General features: G+C 69.1%; 14 protein-coding genes. 6 read left to right on the top strand and 8 right to left on the bottom strand.

The features are described from left to right. Positions 1 to 30: 30 nt before the first annotated feature. Positions 31 to 1,596, top strand: a complete 1,566-nt coding sequence (locus tag ACFWIW_RS31975) for a DUF4139 domain-containing protein (RefSeq protein WP_378371884.1) — start codon at positions 31 to 33, stop codon at positions 1,594 to 1,596. Positions 1,597 to 1,656: 60 nt separating this feature from the next. On the opposite strand, the gene ACFWIW_RS31970 is transcribed toward ACFWIW_RS31975, so the two are convergent. From ACFWIW_RS31970 to ACFWIW_RS31960, 3 genes are read right to left on the bottom strand one after another with little or no spacing between them, the layout of a single operon-like run. After that, positions 1,657 to 2,088, bottom strand: a complete 432-nt coding sequence (locus ACFWIW_RS31970; RefSeq protein ID WP_037304170.1) for a CBS domain-containing protein — start codon at positions 2,086 to 2,088, stop codon at positions 1,657 to 1,659. Between the two features lie 47 nt (positions 2,089 to 2,135). Continuing rightward, a complete protein-coding gene (locus ACFWIW_RS31965; protein ID WP_378371883.1) occupies positions 2,136 to 2,618 on the bottom strand; it encodes a hypothetical protein in 483 nt (160 codons plus the stop codon). Beyond that, complete coding sequence (locus tag ACFWIW_RS31960; RefSeq protein WP_378371882.1) at positions 2,615 to 3,535, bottom strand: neutral zinc metallopeptidase; 921 nt, start codon at positions 3,533 to 3,535, stop codon at positions 2,615 to 2,617. The genes ACFWIW_RS31965 and ACFWIW_RS31960 overlap by 4 nt, the downstream gene beginning before the upstream one ends. An 85-nt stretch (positions 3,536 to 3,620) precedes the next feature. Between ACFWIW_RS31960 and ACFWIW_RS31955 the strand changes: the two genes are divergently transcribed. Beyond that, the gene (locus tag ACFWIW_RS31955; protein WP_378371881.1) at positions 3,621 to 5,627 is read left to right on the top strand and encodes a prolyl oligopeptidase family protein; all 2,007 of its coding nucleotides are present in this window, start codon (positions 3,621 to 3,623) and stop codon (positions 5,625 to 5,627) included. Positions 5,628 to 5,676: 49 nt separating this feature from the next. Here ACFWIW_RS31955 and ACFWIW_RS31950 read toward each other — a convergent pair whose 3' ends face one another. Both ACFWIW_RS31950 and ACFWIW_RS31945 read right to left on the bottom strand, forming a co-directional pair. Continuing rightward, the gene (locus ACFWIW_RS31950; RefSeq protein WP_378371880.1) at positions 5,677 to 5,991 is read right to left on the bottom strand and encodes a DMT family transporter; all 315 of its coding nucleotides are present in this window, start codon (positions 5,989 to 5,991) and stop codon (positions 5,677 to 5,679) included. Beyond that, positions 5,991 to 6,638 (bottom strand): FMN-dependent NADH-azoreductase, encoded by a 648-nt coding sequence (locus ACFWIW_RS31945; RefSeq protein WP_378371879.1) that lies wholly within the window; start codon positions 6,636 to 6,638, stop codon positions 5,991 to 5,993. Before ACFWIW_RS31945 ends, ACFWIW_RS31950 begins: the two co-directional genes overlap by 1 nt. Positions 6,639 to 6,732: 94 nt before the next feature. Here ACFWIW_RS31945 and ACFWIW_RS31940 point away from each other — a divergent pair, with 94 nt between their 5' ends. Next, on the top strand, positions 6,733 to 7,317 hold the full coding sequence (locus ACFWIW_RS31940) for a TetR/AcrR family transcriptional regulator (RefSeq protein ID WP_378371878.1): 585 nt from the start codon (positions 6,733 to 6,735) through the stop codon (positions 7,315 to 7,317). Here ACFWIW_RS31940 and ACFWIW_RS31935 read toward each other — a convergent pair whose 3' ends face one another. Beyond that, complete coding sequence (locus ACFWIW_RS31935; RefSeq protein WP_378371877.1) at positions 7,318 to 7,716, bottom strand: SRPBCC domain-containing protein; 399 nt, start codon at positions 7,714 to 7,716, stop codon at positions 7,318 to 7,320. 55 nt (positions 7,717 to 7,771) lie between these two features. Here ACFWIW_RS31935 and ACFWIW_RS31930 point away from each other — a divergent pair, with 55 nt between their 5' ends. The 3 genes from ACFWIW_RS31930 to ACFWIW_RS31920 are packed head-to-tail and all read left to right on the top strand — an operon-like array spanning position 7,772 to position 9,835. Then, on the top strand, positions 7,772 to 8,371 hold the full coding sequence (locus ACFWIW_RS31930) for a CGNR zinc finger domain-containing protein (RefSeq protein ID WP_378371876.1): 600 nt from the start codon (positions 7,772 to 7,774) through the stop codon (positions 8,369 to 8,371). Between the two features lie 18 nt (positions 8,372 to 8,389). Beyond that, the gene (locus ACFWIW_RS31925; RefSeq protein ID WP_378371875.1) at positions 8,390 to 9,439 is read left to right on the top strand and encodes a DUF2293 domain-containing protein; all 1,050 of its coding nucleotides are present in this window, start codon (positions 8,390 to 8,392) and stop codon (positions 9,437 to 9,439) included. 39 nt (positions 9,440 to 9,478) lie between these two features. Continuing rightward, the gene (locus ACFWIW_RS31920; RefSeq protein WP_378371874.1) at positions 9,479 to 9,835 is read left to right on the top strand and encodes a DoxX family protein; all 357 of its coding nucleotides are present in this window, start codon (positions 9,479 to 9,481) and stop codon (positions 9,833 to 9,835) included. On the opposite strand, the gene ACFWIW_RS31915 is transcribed toward ACFWIW_RS31920, so the two are convergent. Then, positions 9,823 to 10,473 (bottom strand): hypothetical protein, encoded by a 651-nt coding sequence (locus ACFWIW_RS31915; protein WP_378371873.1) that lies wholly within the window; start codon positions 10,471 to 10,473, stop codon positions 9,823 to 9,825. The genes ACFWIW_RS31920 and ACFWIW_RS31915 overlap by 13 nt on opposite strands. Positions 10,474 to 10,553: 80 nt before the next feature. Further along, on the bottom strand, positions 10,554 to 13,370 hold the full coding sequence (locus ACFWIW_RS31910; protein WP_378371872.1) for a vitamin B12-dependent ribonucleotide reductase: 2,817 nt from the start codon (positions 13,368 to 13,370) through the stop codon (positions 10,554 to 10,556). Positions 13,371 to 13,391 lie beyond the last annotated feature (21 nt).

Raw genomic sequence — 13,391 nt, 5'->3', positions numbered from 1 at the left:
AACGAGAGTCAAGAGACTAACGTCGGAGGCATGCCGAGCACCCTGGAAGCACCGATCGTCGCCGTCACCGTCTACCCGCACCACGCCCGGATCACGAGGCGGGCTTCGGCGGCCCTCGACGGGGAAACGCGTTTCGCCTTCGCGGGCCTGCCGTGGAACCTGGACACCGATTCGGTCCGCGTCACCGGTTCCGGCCCCGCGGTCATCGCCGGGGTCGACGTCGCCGTCGAGCGCCATCCCGCGCCCGCGGACACTTCCCTGCGCGCGCTGACCGAACGGCGAAGGGCCGATCAGGCGGTGATCGACGAGGTCGCGGACGCGGTCTCCGCCGAGACGGCGAAGGTCGATCTGCTGACCGGCCTGGCCACTCGCAGCGGCAAGAGTTTCGCGAAGGCGCTCGCGGCGGGCACGGCCGAGCCGCCGCGGGTCGCCGAAGTCACCGACGCGCTCGGCATCCAACTGGCCGAGGCGCTGGGAAAGCGCCGCGAACTCGGCATCCGCCTCGCCCGGCTCCGTGACGACCTCAAGGCGCTCGACCGCGAGATCGAGACGAAACAAGGGATGTCCGAAGTGGACAGCGCGACGGTCACGGTGGAGCTGGAGCCCCAGGAGGACGGCGCGGAGATCGGCCTCGAACTGTCCTACATGGTCGCGAACGCGAGCTGGGAGCCGGGTTACGACGTGCGTGTCCGCGGCGAGGACGTCTCACTGACCTGGTACGGGCGGATCACCCAGCACACCGGCGAGGACTGGCCGGAATGCGAGCTGGCCCTGTCGACCGCGCGGCCAGCGAACACCGTCGAGGTACCGGAACTCGAACCCTGGTTCCTCGACCGCGTGCGTCCGGTCCAGCCGTTGATGGCGCGTGCGGCGTACGGTGGCGCGTCCCCCGCGGGTGGCGGGATGCCGGAGGCCGCGGGCATGCCCGCCCCGGCCGGGCCGGGGATGGCCGCGCGGACCGCGTCCGTCGAACAGGGCACCACCGCGGTCACCTACCGGCCGGGACGCCCGGTGGCGGTGCCGTCGGGAGCGCAGGGGCACCGCACGACGCTCGCGCAACTGGAGCTGACGGCGAAACTGGGCTACATCACCGCTCCGGCGGTGTCCCCGGAGGCGTTCCTGCGGGCGACCGTGGTCAACACTTCGGAGCACACGCTGCGGCCGGGGAAGGCGTCGGTGTTCCACGAGACGGAGTTCGTCGGCACCACGCGGCTGGAGGTCTGGGCGCCGGGTGAGGAACTCGAACTCGCCCTCGGCGTGGACGACCGGATCCGGATCGAACGGGAGCTCACGCACCGCACGGCGGGCAAGGCGACGCTGTCCGGCGTCCGCAAGCGGGAAGCCGCGTACACCACGACGATCGTCAACCACAGCCCGCGCGAAGCCGACGTGACCGTGCTGGACCAGGCGCCGGTCTCCCGGGACGACGCGATCACCGTCCGGGACGTGCGCACCACACCGGAGCCGGTGGAGCGGACCGAACTGGGCGAGTTCACCTGGCGGCTGACGCTCGCTTCGGGCGCGAAGGGCGTCGTGACGCTCGGGTACCGGGTGGACGTCGCGAAGGGTGTCGAGCTGTCAGGCTGGCGGGAGTGACCCCACGCGCCTCGTGAGTGGTAAGGACGGTTAGAACCGTCCTTACCACTCACGAGCAGTTCAGCCCTGCGAGATGTACGCCTCCAGCTGTTCCTGACTCTTCTCCAGCTGTTCCATCCGGGTCTTCACGACGTCACCGATGCTCACGATCCCCGCGAGCCTGCCGTCCACCACGACCGGGACATGCCGGATACGGCGTTCGGTCATCAGGACCGACAGCTGGTCCACCGAGTCCTCGGGGGTGCAGCTCGCGACCATCTTCGTCATGATCGCGGACACCGATCCGTCGAGCAGCTGGGGTCCGCGCTCGTTGAGCCGTCGCACGACGTCCCGTTCGGAGACGATCCCGACGATCCCGCCCTCGGCGTCGACGACCACCAGGGCACCGACGTTGTGCTCCGCCAGTCTCTCGAGCAGTTCGGTGACGTTCGTCTCCGGCGAGACGGTCGCGACGGCCGCCCCCTTGTTCCGCAACAGATCGGAAATCCGCATACGCGCTCCTCCCGGATGGGTGACCTGAGTCACTCCAGGTTATGGCCTCACCGCCCTGCGCGAAAGTCCGCAGAGTCCGGTTCGATACCAAGCCGGGAGGCGAGCGCTTCGTACGCCTCGATGATCCCGAGGCCGTAAGGGTCGTCGCCGAGCGCGCCGAGGGTCCCCCGCCCGAGCTCCCAGTGTGTCTTCGCGGACTCGTGATCACCGAGTTTGCGGTAATCCTCGGCGAGGTTCAGGTGCAGCGACGGGTAGAAGCCGCGCACGGCGAGCGTCGCGTGGTACTCCTTCGCACGTTCGTCGGTGAGGGAGTCGGCCGCGGCGAGCGCGCGGAGATCCCAGGCGAGTTCCTCGGCCGGATCGTCGCGGACGTCTGCCATGTAATGCGCGAGCGCGCACCGGTGCAGCGGGTCGCCGTCTTCGCCGATCCGTTCCCACAACGCCGCGAACTTCTCGCGCGCGCCGTCGCGGTCGCCGGAGATGTGCAGCTGGAGGCCGGTGTTGATCTCGGCCATCACCTCGTCGGTCATTTGACGTCCGAGGCGGGCGCCGCCCAGGTGTTGCACGCCGACGTCGTCTTCCCGGAGAACCCGGCCTTCGCCCATTTCAGCTGGTTACGACGGCTGCCGTGGGTGTCGCTGTCGTCGGCGCGGCCGTAGTCGTCGAGTGCCGCGTTGGCCAGCGACCTGCTGATCGAACCGCGACCGGCGGCGGCCGCGAGGGCGAGCGCGCCGAAGCAGTTCGCCTGCAGTTCGATACGGCGGACCAGTTCCTTGTCGGCCGGGCTGTCCTCCCCCGGCGACGACATCTTCTCCGCGGCCGCCGACAGGATCCCGCTGGAGCGCTGGACGTGGTGTCCGTACTCGTGGGCCATCGTCGCGAGGTGACGAGACCGTTCGAGGCCCGCGTCGCCCAGCATCCACTGGGTCGGCGCGTAGATCGTGGTGTCGCCGCCGCAGTAGTAGGCGACGGCCTCGTCCGCGCTGGGCGCCTTCCCGCACGCGCTGGTCTCGGGCAGCGTCACCTGCACGGTGGCCGGCAGCGCGGGCTCGTTCGCCTGGTCCAAAGCGGGTTTCCAGGATTCGGCGAGACAGGACACGAAGGTCTTGTAGTACGTCTCCAATTTCTCGGGATCGCGGCTGATCGCGGGCAGGCGGCAGGTGACGGCGCCGAGCGCGATCCCCTCCGCCAGCAGCGGGTTCGTCTCCAGTTCCCGCACCTCCTTGGGCGCGGGTTTCGCGTTCCCGGCGGGAGCTTTGGCCCCTTCGGAGGTGTACGCGCCGGACACCGGGAGGGCTTGACCGTCGATCTGCCGCGGTCCGCCCGCGATCGCCATCCCGGTGGTGGTCAGCGCGGCGACGATGAGCAGGCCGACCACGGCGGCCCCCGGGTTGCGGCGAGGCGGCGCGGGCGCGAACGGTCTGGGTACCTCGTCGGTGCCGGTCATGGTGTCCCCCAAACGTGCGAGCCCACAGCATACGGAATCCCACACCTGGTGGCGCCGGGACCGAGCGCCCGGCGAGACTGTGTGCATGAGTGACGAGGACCCGTACCTGTGGCTGGAAGACGTGACCGGCGAGGAAGCGCTGGAGTGGGTGCGCGCCCGCAACGCCGAGGCGCTGGCGGAACTGTCCACCGGTGAGCGGTTCGCCGGGATCCGTGACGAGGTCCGCGAGGTCCTCGACGCCGACGACAGGATCCCGTACGTCCGCCGTCGCGGCGAGTATCTGTACAACTTCTGGCAGGACTCGGCCAACCCGCGCGGCCTGTGGCGCCGCACCACCCTGGCGCAGTACCGGCTCGACACGCCGGAGTGGGAGCTCCTGCTCGACGTCGACGCCCTGGCCGAGGCCGACGGCGAAAACTGGGTGTGGCAGGGCGCGGCCGTCCTCCGTCCGGGGTATCACCGCGCTTTGGTCGAGCTGTCGCGCGGCGGCGCCGACGCGACCGTGGTCCGCGAGTTCGACCTCGACGAGCGCCGTTTCGTCGAAGACGGGTTCTTCGTCCCCGAAGCCAAGACCAGGATCGGCTGGATCGACCATGACCGCGTCTACATCGGCACCGATTTCGGTCCGGGGACGCTGACCAGCTCGGGCTATCCGAGGCTGGCGAAGGAATGGCGGCGCGGCACACCGCTCGAAGAGGCGGCGATGGTCTTCGAGGGCAAACCGGACGACGTCTCGGTCTCCGCGCACCACGACCCGACCGAAGGCTGGGAACGCGACTTCGTCTACCGGTCGATCGACTTCTACCGCACGGAAAGGTATGTCCGGACGGCCGCCGGTCTCGACCGCATCGAGGTCCCCGAAGACGCGCAGACGTCTTCGCACCGCGAGTGGCTGCTGATCCGCCTTCGTTCGGACTGGACCGTCGACGGCACGACGTACCCTTCCGGCACCCTGCTCGCCTCCGGCTTCGACGCGTTCATGGCGGGCGAGCGCACCTTCACGACCCTCTTCACCCCGGACGCGCATACGTCGCTGGAGTACTGGGTGTGGACGCACGACCATCTGCTGCTCTCGACGCTGTCCGACGTCCGGACGGAACTGCGCGTGCTCACGCCGTCCGAAGGCTGGGCCTCCCGGCCGCTCGCCGGCGCCCCGGAACTGGGCACCGCGCAGATCACCGGCACCGACCCCGACGTCAGCGACGAATACCTGCTCGACTCCAGCGGTTACACCCAGCCGTCGACGCTGAGCTACGGGCACGTCGGCGGTGACGTCGAGGTGCTCAAGCGCGCTCCGTCCTTCTTCGACAGCGACGGCATGACGGTCTCGCAGTACTTCGCGACGTCCGAAGACGGAACGAAGATCCCGTACTTCGTCGTCCGCCCCTCCGGCGCCGAAGGCGGGCCGACGCTGCTGACCGGTTATGGCGGCTTCGAGGTCTCGTTGACCCCTGGCTACAGCGGTGTCATCGGCCGCGGCTGGCTCGCGCGGGGTGGCACCTACGTCGTCGCGAACATCCGCGGCGGCGGCGAATACGGGCCGGATTGGCACACTTCGGTGACGAAAGCCAAGCGCTACAAGGTCTATGAGGACTTCTCGGCCGTCGCCGCCGACCTCGTCGAGCGCGGGATCAGCGAGCCGTCCCGGCTCGGCATCCAGGGCGGCAGCAACGGCGGGCTGCTGATGGGTGTCATGCTGACGCGCTACCCGCACCTGTTCGGCGCGATCGTGAGCCAGGTGCCGCTGCTCGACATGAAGCGGTATCACAAGCTCCTCGCGGGCGCGTCGTGGATGGCCGAGTACGGCGACCCCGACGACCCGGCGGAATGGGACTTCATCGGCAAGTACTCGCCGTACCAGAACGTCCGCGGTGACGGCGGATACCCGCCGGTCCTGTTCGTCACCTCCACCCGGGACGACCGGGTGCATCCCGCGCACGCGCGCAAGATGGTCGCGCGGATGGTGGAGCAGGGACACGACGTGCGGTACCACGAGAACATCGAGGGCGGGCACGGCGCGGCGGCCGACAACGAGCAGCTGGCGTTCAAATGGGCGCTGATGTTCGAATTCCTGTGGGAGAAGCTCGCCTGACGGGTCACGGAGGGGGCGTTCAGGATTTCGTCCTGAACGCCCCCTCCGGCTACTCGGCCACCTTGGCGAGCACCACCCCGCCCACGATCAGCGCCATCGCCGCGAACCGGCCGAAACCGACCGGATCCTTGTGGATCACGATGCCGAACACGATCGCGCCGACCGCGCCGATGCCGGTGAAGACGGCGTACGCGGTCCCCACCGGGATCGAGTCCATCGCCTTCGACAGCAGGTACACCGCGGCGACGCCGAGCACGAAGCACAGCACGGTCGGCCAGAACCGGCTGAAGTTCTCGGTCGGTTTGATGCTCTGCGACCAGGCGACCTCGACGACTCCCGCCAAGAGCAGGATCCCCCAGCCCATCAGGCTTCCCTTCCGGCCTTTTCGGCGCCGAGGAGCGCCTGCTCCCGCGACGCGATCCGGTCGGGATCGCGCGGGCTCAGCCGCGGGTCGACCAGGGCGTTCGTCAGTTCGGAGTGCAGGAACGTGACGCCCCGGACGTCGTAGTGCCCGGCGAAGAAGTCGCGCAGGTAACGCTCGTGGTGGTCGACCGGCTCGCGCGGCGTACCCGGCAGATAGCTGCCGCCACGTGCTCCCGCGACCACGAAAGCCTTGCCCGCCAAGGACATCTTCGGGAACGTCACCTGGTCGATCCACAGCTTGAGCGTCGCGGGGATCGAGAAGTTGTACATCGGCGCCCCGATCAGCACGACGTCGGCGGCGAGCAGTTCGGCCAGCAGCGGCTCGACGACAGCCCATGCCTCGCGCTGCTCCGGCGTCTTCACCACGGAGGCGTAGCCGTCCGGATCGGTGATCCCGGCCTGGAGGAGGGCGTCGCAGATCTCGGTCCAGGCCTGGCCGATCGGTGGCACCGGGTCGGCGGCCACGTCGCGGTAGGTGTAACCCGCGCCCGGGTTCGCGGCACGCCAGACCTCGGCGAACCGTGCGCTCAGTTCACGGGAGAACGACGCACTGCGGGCACTGGAGTCGAGGTGGAGAAGGTGGCTCATCGGGGCCTCCCGGACCAGGAAGTGGACACGGCGTCCACTTGCTTCGCCGGGTACAAGTGGACGCTGCGTCCGGATATTCCCTAGGCTGCGGACCATGCCGGAAGATCTGCTCGCGAACGCCCCGGGACGGGAACGCTCGGATGCCGCGCGTAACCGCGCGAAGATCCTGAAGGCCGCTGAAGAGCTCTTCGCCGCACGTCCGGCCGCGGACGTCACCATGGAGGACATCGCCAAAGCGGCCGGGGTCGGCCGCGCGACGCTGTACCGCCGCTACCCGGACCGCTCGGCGATCGCCGTGGCCTTGCTGGACGAACACGAGCGGGAACTCCAGGAGCGGCTGCTCACCGGCCCTCCCCCGCTGGGGCCCGGCGCGCCGCCCGCCGAGCGGCTGGCCGCGTTCTACGCGGCGATGATCGGGCTGCTCGCCCGGCACGCGCATCTCGTCCTCGGCACCGAGGTCGGACACTCGCGGTTCACGACCGGACCGTACCGGCTGTGGCGCACCCATGTCCGTCATCTCGCCGAACAGGCGAACGCCCGGGATCCGGACGCGCTCGCCGACATCCTGCTGGCGCCGCTCGCCGCCGAGGTGTTCCTGCATCAAACGGGCGAGCTCGGCCTGAGCGCCGAACGGATCACCGACGCCCTGGCCGGGCTCGCCCGGCGCACCCTCTCCTGATCAGCCGGCGAGGCCGTCGGCGACCAGCTTCATCACGGCCCGCCAGTGCTCGCGCTGCGCGGCGCGCTCTTCCGGGCCGGTGAGCCGTTCCTGATGGAAGACCACGGTCGTCTTGCCCGGCCCGGCGGGACGAAGGCCCACCTGGACCGTGCTCTCGTGATCCCAGCCCTTCGGGCGCCAGGTGAGGCGGATCTTCTCGCGTTCCCGGTAGCCGCGGACCTCGCCGACGGTGCCCTCGGCCGTCTCGTACGGCGCGCCCTTCTCCGGCTCCAGCCGCACGTCGCCCAGCCAGGCCGCCAGGCCCGGACCCGAGAGGTACTCCCAAACCTGGTCCAGCGGATACGCCATCGTCTTGGACACGCCGATCTCCCAGCCCGCGTCCTTCGTCTTGCCGATCATCACGCCTCCGCCGTAACCGTCTTACCTGGTTTCCGAAACCGACTATAGTGGTTACATGACTCCGGGAACAAGGCTTCTCGTCAACACCCAGGGTGAGCGGTACCGGTTCGATCCGGGCAGCCTCAGCCTCGAACTCATGCTGACCGGCGGCCCCGGCCCGTACGAGCGCTACGAAATCGCGCATACGCCATCCGCCCTCGCCGACTGGTTCACCGGCTCCCGGCTGGCACTGACCGCTCCCCTGACCGACGTCCGGATCCGGCCCGCCGAACTCGCCGCGCTCAAGGAACTGCGGGACACGCTCTACCGTGTCGCACCCGCGCTCGCCCGGGGCGAAGCACCGTCGGAAGACGACCTCGCCGTGCTGAACAGCGCGACCGAAGCCACCCCGAGACCACTCGTCGACCCGGAGACACGGCGGCTCGCCTGGGCGCCGCCCGTCACCGGGAAGCAACTCCTCGGCGCCGTCGCCCGCGACGCCATCGGCCTGGTCGCGGGCGAACGCTCCGGCCGCGTCCGCGAATGCTCCGCGAGCGACTGCCACCTGCTGTTCTTCGACACCTCGCGGTCGGGCAACCGCCGCTGGTGCTCGATGGAACGCTGTGGCAACCGCGCCAAGATCCGGGCGTACCGGGCCCGCGCCGAAACCGCGTGATCGCTAGGATTCCCGGCGATGCAGGGTGAAGCGAAACTGGAACAACGCGTCGTAGAGACGGCGGAAAAGCTGCTGGCCAAAAAGAAGTCGGTGACCGCGCTCGGCATCCTCACCGGCATCGGCTGGCTCTCGGAGAACGTCGTCGACGCCTGGCGACGCGGCCGGATCCCCGTCCTGTCGGCAGCGCTGCCGGTGACCCCGGAGAAGCTGACCTTCGCGCTCGGTGCCCTGCGACGCTGGGTCGCGGCGAACGGCCTCGAAGGGACGGAGATCGAGCACGTCGGCGCGACCCGGGACCGGGCCGCCCTCCGAGTGACCTCCGGCGATCTAGCCGATCTCGAACCGCTGTTCCGGACGCACTGGATCATGCCGGGGCTGTCCGATGCCAAACGCGCGCAAGTCGAGGCCAGGCAACGGAAAGCGCCCGACCTCATCGTCTCGGTGGCACTCCAGGACTGGACATGCGCCGACTGCGGCGGCACCGGCGACCTCCTGTTCCTGGAGAGCGAAAAGCCGCATTGCCTCGACTGCGCCGACCTCGGCCACCTGGTCTTCCTGCCGTCCGGCGACGCCACCCTGACCCGCCGGGCGAAGAAGGCGAGCCGGCTTTCCGCCGTCGTCACCAAGTTCAACCGGTCGCGGAAACGTCATGAGCGGCAAGGGATCCTCGTCGAAGAATCGGCATTGCGCGACGCCGAGGAGCAATGCCTCGCCGACGAGGACGTCCGGGAGCGCCGCCGTGGGCGCGACCGCGAACGCCGCGCCCACGAAGACGTCGAGTTCACCGCCCGGTTCCACACCGCGATCACCGAGATGTTCCCCGGCTGCCCGCCGCAGCGGGCGCGCGCCATCGCCGAACACGCGGGCCTGCGCGGCAGCGGCCGGGTGGGCCGGTCCGCCGCCGGGCGGGAACTGGCCGAACGAGCGGTGTTCCTCGCCGTCGTCGCCTCGATCCGGCATCTGGACACCGAGTACGACGACCTCCTCATGGCGGGCGTGGAACGCCAGGCCGCCCGCGATCGCATCCGGCCGGCCATCGACGCGGTGCTCGACCGCTGGCGATCCTGACCGCTGTCACGTTCCGGGCGCGGGCCTCGTCCAGTGGGCATGTTCACCGCATATCTCACCCTGGCCATCTTGACGATCGTGATCAACGCCGGGATCGCCGCCGCCGACTTCGCGCGGATCCCGTTCGTTCTCGAGAACTCCGCCGAGGTCAAGGTGCCTCAGTCCTGGATCCCGCCCTTGGCCTCGCTGAAGGCCGCGGGCGCGGCCGGGCTGCTGCTCGGCCTGCTCGGGGTGCCTTACCTCGGGACCGCGGCGGCCGCCGGGCTCGTGTTGTTCTACCTCGGCGCCGTCATCACCCACGTGCGCGCCCGCGTGTTCCACAACATCGCCTTCCCCGGCGGATTCCTCGCGCTGGCGGCGGCGACCTTCGTCCTCGATCTCGCTCAGGCCAAATAAGGGCCGAAGTGCCCGGCGACGACATCCGCGATCGCCTCGGCGTCCTTCGAGCCGTCGACCCACACCACCCGGATACCGAGTTTCTCCGCGCTACGGACGGCATCCTCGGCGACGAGCCGGTCTCGCTCGACCCGGTTACGCTGCGCGCGCTCGGGATCGCTGACCCGGTGCGTCACCGCGGCGGCCCGGGGCAGCACGCGAAGCTGGTGCTCGCGGAACTCGTCCGTGGGCACCAGCACGATCATCCGCCGGGGCGAATCCAGGAGGGGCGCGACCAGTTCCGGGCGCAACCCCCAGCCCTCGGCGAGGATCGGGCGCCCGGATACCAGCGCGCGCAGATCGTCCAGCGCCCATTCGAACCGCACCGGGAACCCCGCGATCGTGTCGGCGGCCATCCGCTCGGGTGTGGGGTCGACCCATACGGTGTCGGGGTCGGGATCCTCGACGGGTGCACCGTTCCGGACGCGGTGCGCGACACGGCGGTCCTGATGGGCGCGGGCGTCGTGGAAGTCGTAGTGGTAGACGGTGATGCCGTGGCGGCGTGCCAGCAGACGGGAGACGGTGGACTTCCCCGCCCATTGCCCGCCGCAGATCCACAGGGCTTGGCCGAGGGTGCCGAAGGGATCAACGATGGTCACGCATTCGCCTCCAGAGTCATGAAAGGGTCGTTCAGGACACATATCGTCCTGAACGACCCTTTCATGCCATTCGTTATGACCTAGCTGCAGCCGGAGGTCGCGCCGCACCCTTCACAGGCGTAGCACGAACCGGCGGGCCGCATCTTCGTGCCGCAGGTCATGCAGAGCGGCGCGTCGGACGCGGTGCCGAGGTTCAGCTCCACCAGTTCCGCCGTCGAGTGCGCGACCTTGGCGGGTTCCGCGGCCGAGGAGTCCACAGTGGACCGGAGGGCGTCGATGTCGACGTTCTCCGGTTCCGCGGCGGGTGCCGTGCCGTAGTTCGCCTCGACCTGTGCCGAACGTTCGTCGGCGGTGAAGATGCCGAGCTGCGAACGCTTCTCGTACGGCAGGTAGTCCAGCGCCAGCCTGCGGAACAGGTAGTCCATGACGCTGGTGGCGATCCGGATGTCCGGGTCGTCGGTCATGCCGGCGGGCTCGAAGCGCAGGTTGGAGAACTTCGAAACGTAGAACTCCAGCGGGATCCCGTGCTGCAGGCCGACGGAGATCGACATCGAGAACGCGTCCATCACGCCGGAGAGGGTCGATCCCTGCTTGCCGAGCTTCACGAAGATCTCGCCGAGACCGTCGTCCGGATACGAACCGGCGTGCAGGTACCCCTCGGCGCCACCGACGGTGAACGACACCGTCTGGCTCGGGCGCTTCTTCGGCAGGCGCTTGCGGACCGGCCGGTACTCGACGACCTTTTCGGCCTCGGGCTCGGCCTTCTCCTTCTTGCCGGTGGACAGCGGTTGGCCGACCTTGCAGTTGTCGCGGTAGATCGCGAGTGCCTTGAGGCCGTACTTCCAGCCCTGGAAGTAGATCTCCTCGACCTCCTCGACGGTCGCCGACTCCGGCATGTTGACCGTCTTGGAGATCGCGCCCGACAGGAACGGCTGCACCGCGGCCATCATCCGGACGTGTCCCATCGGCGCGATGGACCGCTCCCCCACCGCGCAGTCGAACACTTCGTAGTGCTCCTGGCGCAGGCCGGGGGCGTCGACGACGTGGCCGTGCTGGGCGATGTACTCGACGATCGCTTCGATCTGCTCGCCCTGGTAGCCGAGCGCGGCCAGCGCGCGCGGGACCGTCTGGTTGACGATCTGCATCGAGCCGCCGCCGACCAGCTTCTTGAACTTGACCAGCGAGAAGTCCGGCTCGATGCCGGTCGTGTCGCAGTCCATCATGAAGCCGATGGTGCCGGTGGGCGCGAGCACGGAGGCCTGCGCGTTACGCCAGCCGCTCTTCTCGCCCAGTTCGATGCCGTGCTTCCATTCCTGGGTCGCGAGCGCGCGGACCGCGGCGTCGTTCGAGTGGTAGGTCCGCACGAGTTCGTTGGCGGCGGCGTGCTTGCGCATGACCCGCTGGTGCGCCTCGGCGTTGCGCGCGTAGCCCTCGTACGGCCCGACGACCGCGGCGAGTTCCGCGGAACGCCGGTACGAGACGCCGGTCATGAGCGACGTGATCGCGGCGGCGAGCGCGCGGCCGCCGTCGGAGTCGTACGCGTGGCCGAGCGCCATCAGCAGCGCGCCGAGGTTCGCGTACCCGATGCCCAGCTGGCGGAACTTGCGGGTGGTGTCGCCGATCGCCTCGGTCGGGAAGTCGGCGAAGCAGATCGAGATGTCCATCGCGGTGATGACCAGCTCGACGGCCTTCGCGAACAGCGGCGCGTCGAAACCGCCGTCCTCGGTGGCGAACTTGAGCAGGTTCAGCGAGGCGAGGTTGCAGCTGGAGTTGTCCAGGTGCATGTACTCCGAGCACGGGTTGGACGCGGTGATCCGGCCCGATTCGGGGCAGGTGTGCCAGTCGTTGATCGTGTCGTCGTACTGCAGGCCCGGGTCGGCGCACTCCCACGCGGCCTGCGCGATGGTGCGGAACAGCTTCTTGGCGTCGACCCGGTCGATGACCTCGCCGGTGGTCCGGGACCGCAGGCCGAAGTCGCCCTCGGTCTCGACGGCCTGCATGAACTCGTCGGAGACGCGGACCGAGTTGTTCGCGTTCTGGTACTGGACGGAGGCGATGTCCGAGCCGGAGAGGTCCATGTCGAACCCGGCGTCGCGGAGGACCTTGATCTTCTCCTCTTCGCGGGCCTTGGTCTGCACGAACTCTTCGACGTCCGGGTGGTCGACGTCGAGCACGACCATCTTCGCCGCGCGCCGGGTGGCGCCACCGGACTTGATGGTGCCCGCGGAGGCGTCGGCACCACGCATGAACGAGACCGGACCCGACGCGGTGCCGCCGGAGGACAGCAGCTCACGCGAGGACCGGATGCGGGAGAGGTTCAGGCCGGCACCGGAGCCGCCCTTGAAGATCAGGCCCTCCTCGCGGTACCAGTTGAGGATCGACTCCATGGTGTCGTCGACCGCGAGGATGAAGCACGCGCTGACCTGCTGCTTCGACGTCGTGCCGACGTTGAACCACACCGGCGAGTTGAAGCTGAACACCTGGTGCAGCAGCATCCAGGTCAGCTCGTGTTCGAAGATCTCGGCGTCGGCGGGGCTCGCGAAGTAGCCGTGTTCGCGGCCGGCGTTCACGTAGGAGCGGACGACGCGGTCGATCAGCTGCTTCAGGCTCTGCTCGCGCTGAGGTGTGCCCACGGCGCCGCGGAAGTACTTGCTCGTGACGATGTTCGTCGCGTTGACCGACCAGAAGCCGGGGAACTCGACACCGCGCTGCTCGAAGTTGACCGTGCCGTCGCGCCAGTTCGTCATCACGACGTCCCGGTTCTCCCAGGTGACCTGGTCGTACGGGTGGACGCCCTCGGTGGTGAAGACGCGGCGCACGGTGAGCCCGCCCGCCTGCTTCTTCTTCCCGTTCGCCCGCGCTGTGGCCGGGTTGCCTGTTCCCACGGTCTCGGTCATGGGTCTTTCCCTCACTCCCAC

The sequence above is a fragment of the Amycolatopsis sp. NPDC058340 genome, assembly GCF_042723975.1.
GTDB lineage: Bacteria > Actinomycetota > Actinomycetes > Mycobacteriales > Pseudonocardiaceae > Amycolatopsis.
This window is presented reverse-complemented; position numbering and strand designations above follow the sequence as displayed.

Excerpts from the sequence above, each read along its gene's own strand:
- ACFWIW_RS31910 (WP_378371872.1), bottom strand. The coding sequence starts at position 13,370 with ATGACCGAGACCGTGGGAACAGGCAACCCGGCCACAGCGCGGGCGAAC.
- ACFWIW_RS31945 (WP_378371879.1), bottom strand. The coding sequence starts at position 6,638 with ATGAGCCACCTTCTCCACCTCGACTCCAGTGCCCGCAGTGCGTCGTTC.
- ACFWIW_RS31925 (WP_378371875.1), top strand. The coding sequence starts at position 8,390 with ATGCAGGGTGAAGCGAAACTGGAACAACGCGTCGTAGAGACGGCGGAA.
- ACFWIW_RS31930 (WP_378371876.1), top strand. The coding sequence starts at position 7,772 with ATGACTCCGGGAACAAGGCTTCTCGTCAACACCCAGGGTGAGCGGTAC.
- ACFWIW_RS31975 (WP_378371884.1), top strand. The coding sequence starts at position 31 with ATGCCGAGCACCCTGGAAGCACCGATCGTCGCCGTCACCGTCTACCCG.
- ACFWIW_RS31955 (WP_378371881.1), top strand. The coding sequence starts at position 3,621 with ATGAGTGACGAGGACCCGTACCTGTGGCTGGAAGACGTGACCGGCGAG.
- ACFWIW_RS31935 (WP_378371877.1), bottom strand. The coding sequence starts at position 7,716 with ATGATCGGCAAGACGAAGGACGCGGGCTGGGAGATCGGCGTGTCCAAG.
- ACFWIW_RS31970 (WP_037304170.1), bottom strand. The coding sequence starts at position 2,088 with ATGCGGATTTCCGATCTGTTGCGGAACAAGGGGGCGGCCGTCGCGACC.
- ACFWIW_RS31960 (WP_378371882.1), bottom strand. The coding sequence starts at position 3,535 with ATGACCGGCACCGACGAGGTACCCAGACCGTTCGCGCCCGCGCCGCCT.
- ACFWIW_RS31965 (WP_378371883.1), bottom strand. The coding sequence starts at position 2,618 with ATGACCGACGAGGTGATGGCCGAGATCAACACCGGCCTCCAGCTGCAC.
- ACFWIW_RS31940 (WP_378371878.1), top strand. The coding sequence starts at position 6,733 with ATGCCGGAAGATCTGCTCGCGAACGCCCCGGGACGGGAACGCTCGGAT.
- ACFWIW_RS31920 (WP_378371874.1), top strand. The coding sequence starts at position 9,479 with ATGTTCACCGCATATCTCACCCTGGCCATCTTGACGATCGTGATCAAC.
- ACFWIW_RS31950 (WP_378371880.1), bottom strand. The coding sequence starts at position 5,991 with ATGGGCTGGGGGATCCTGCTCTTGGCGGGAGTCGTCGAGGTCGCCTGG.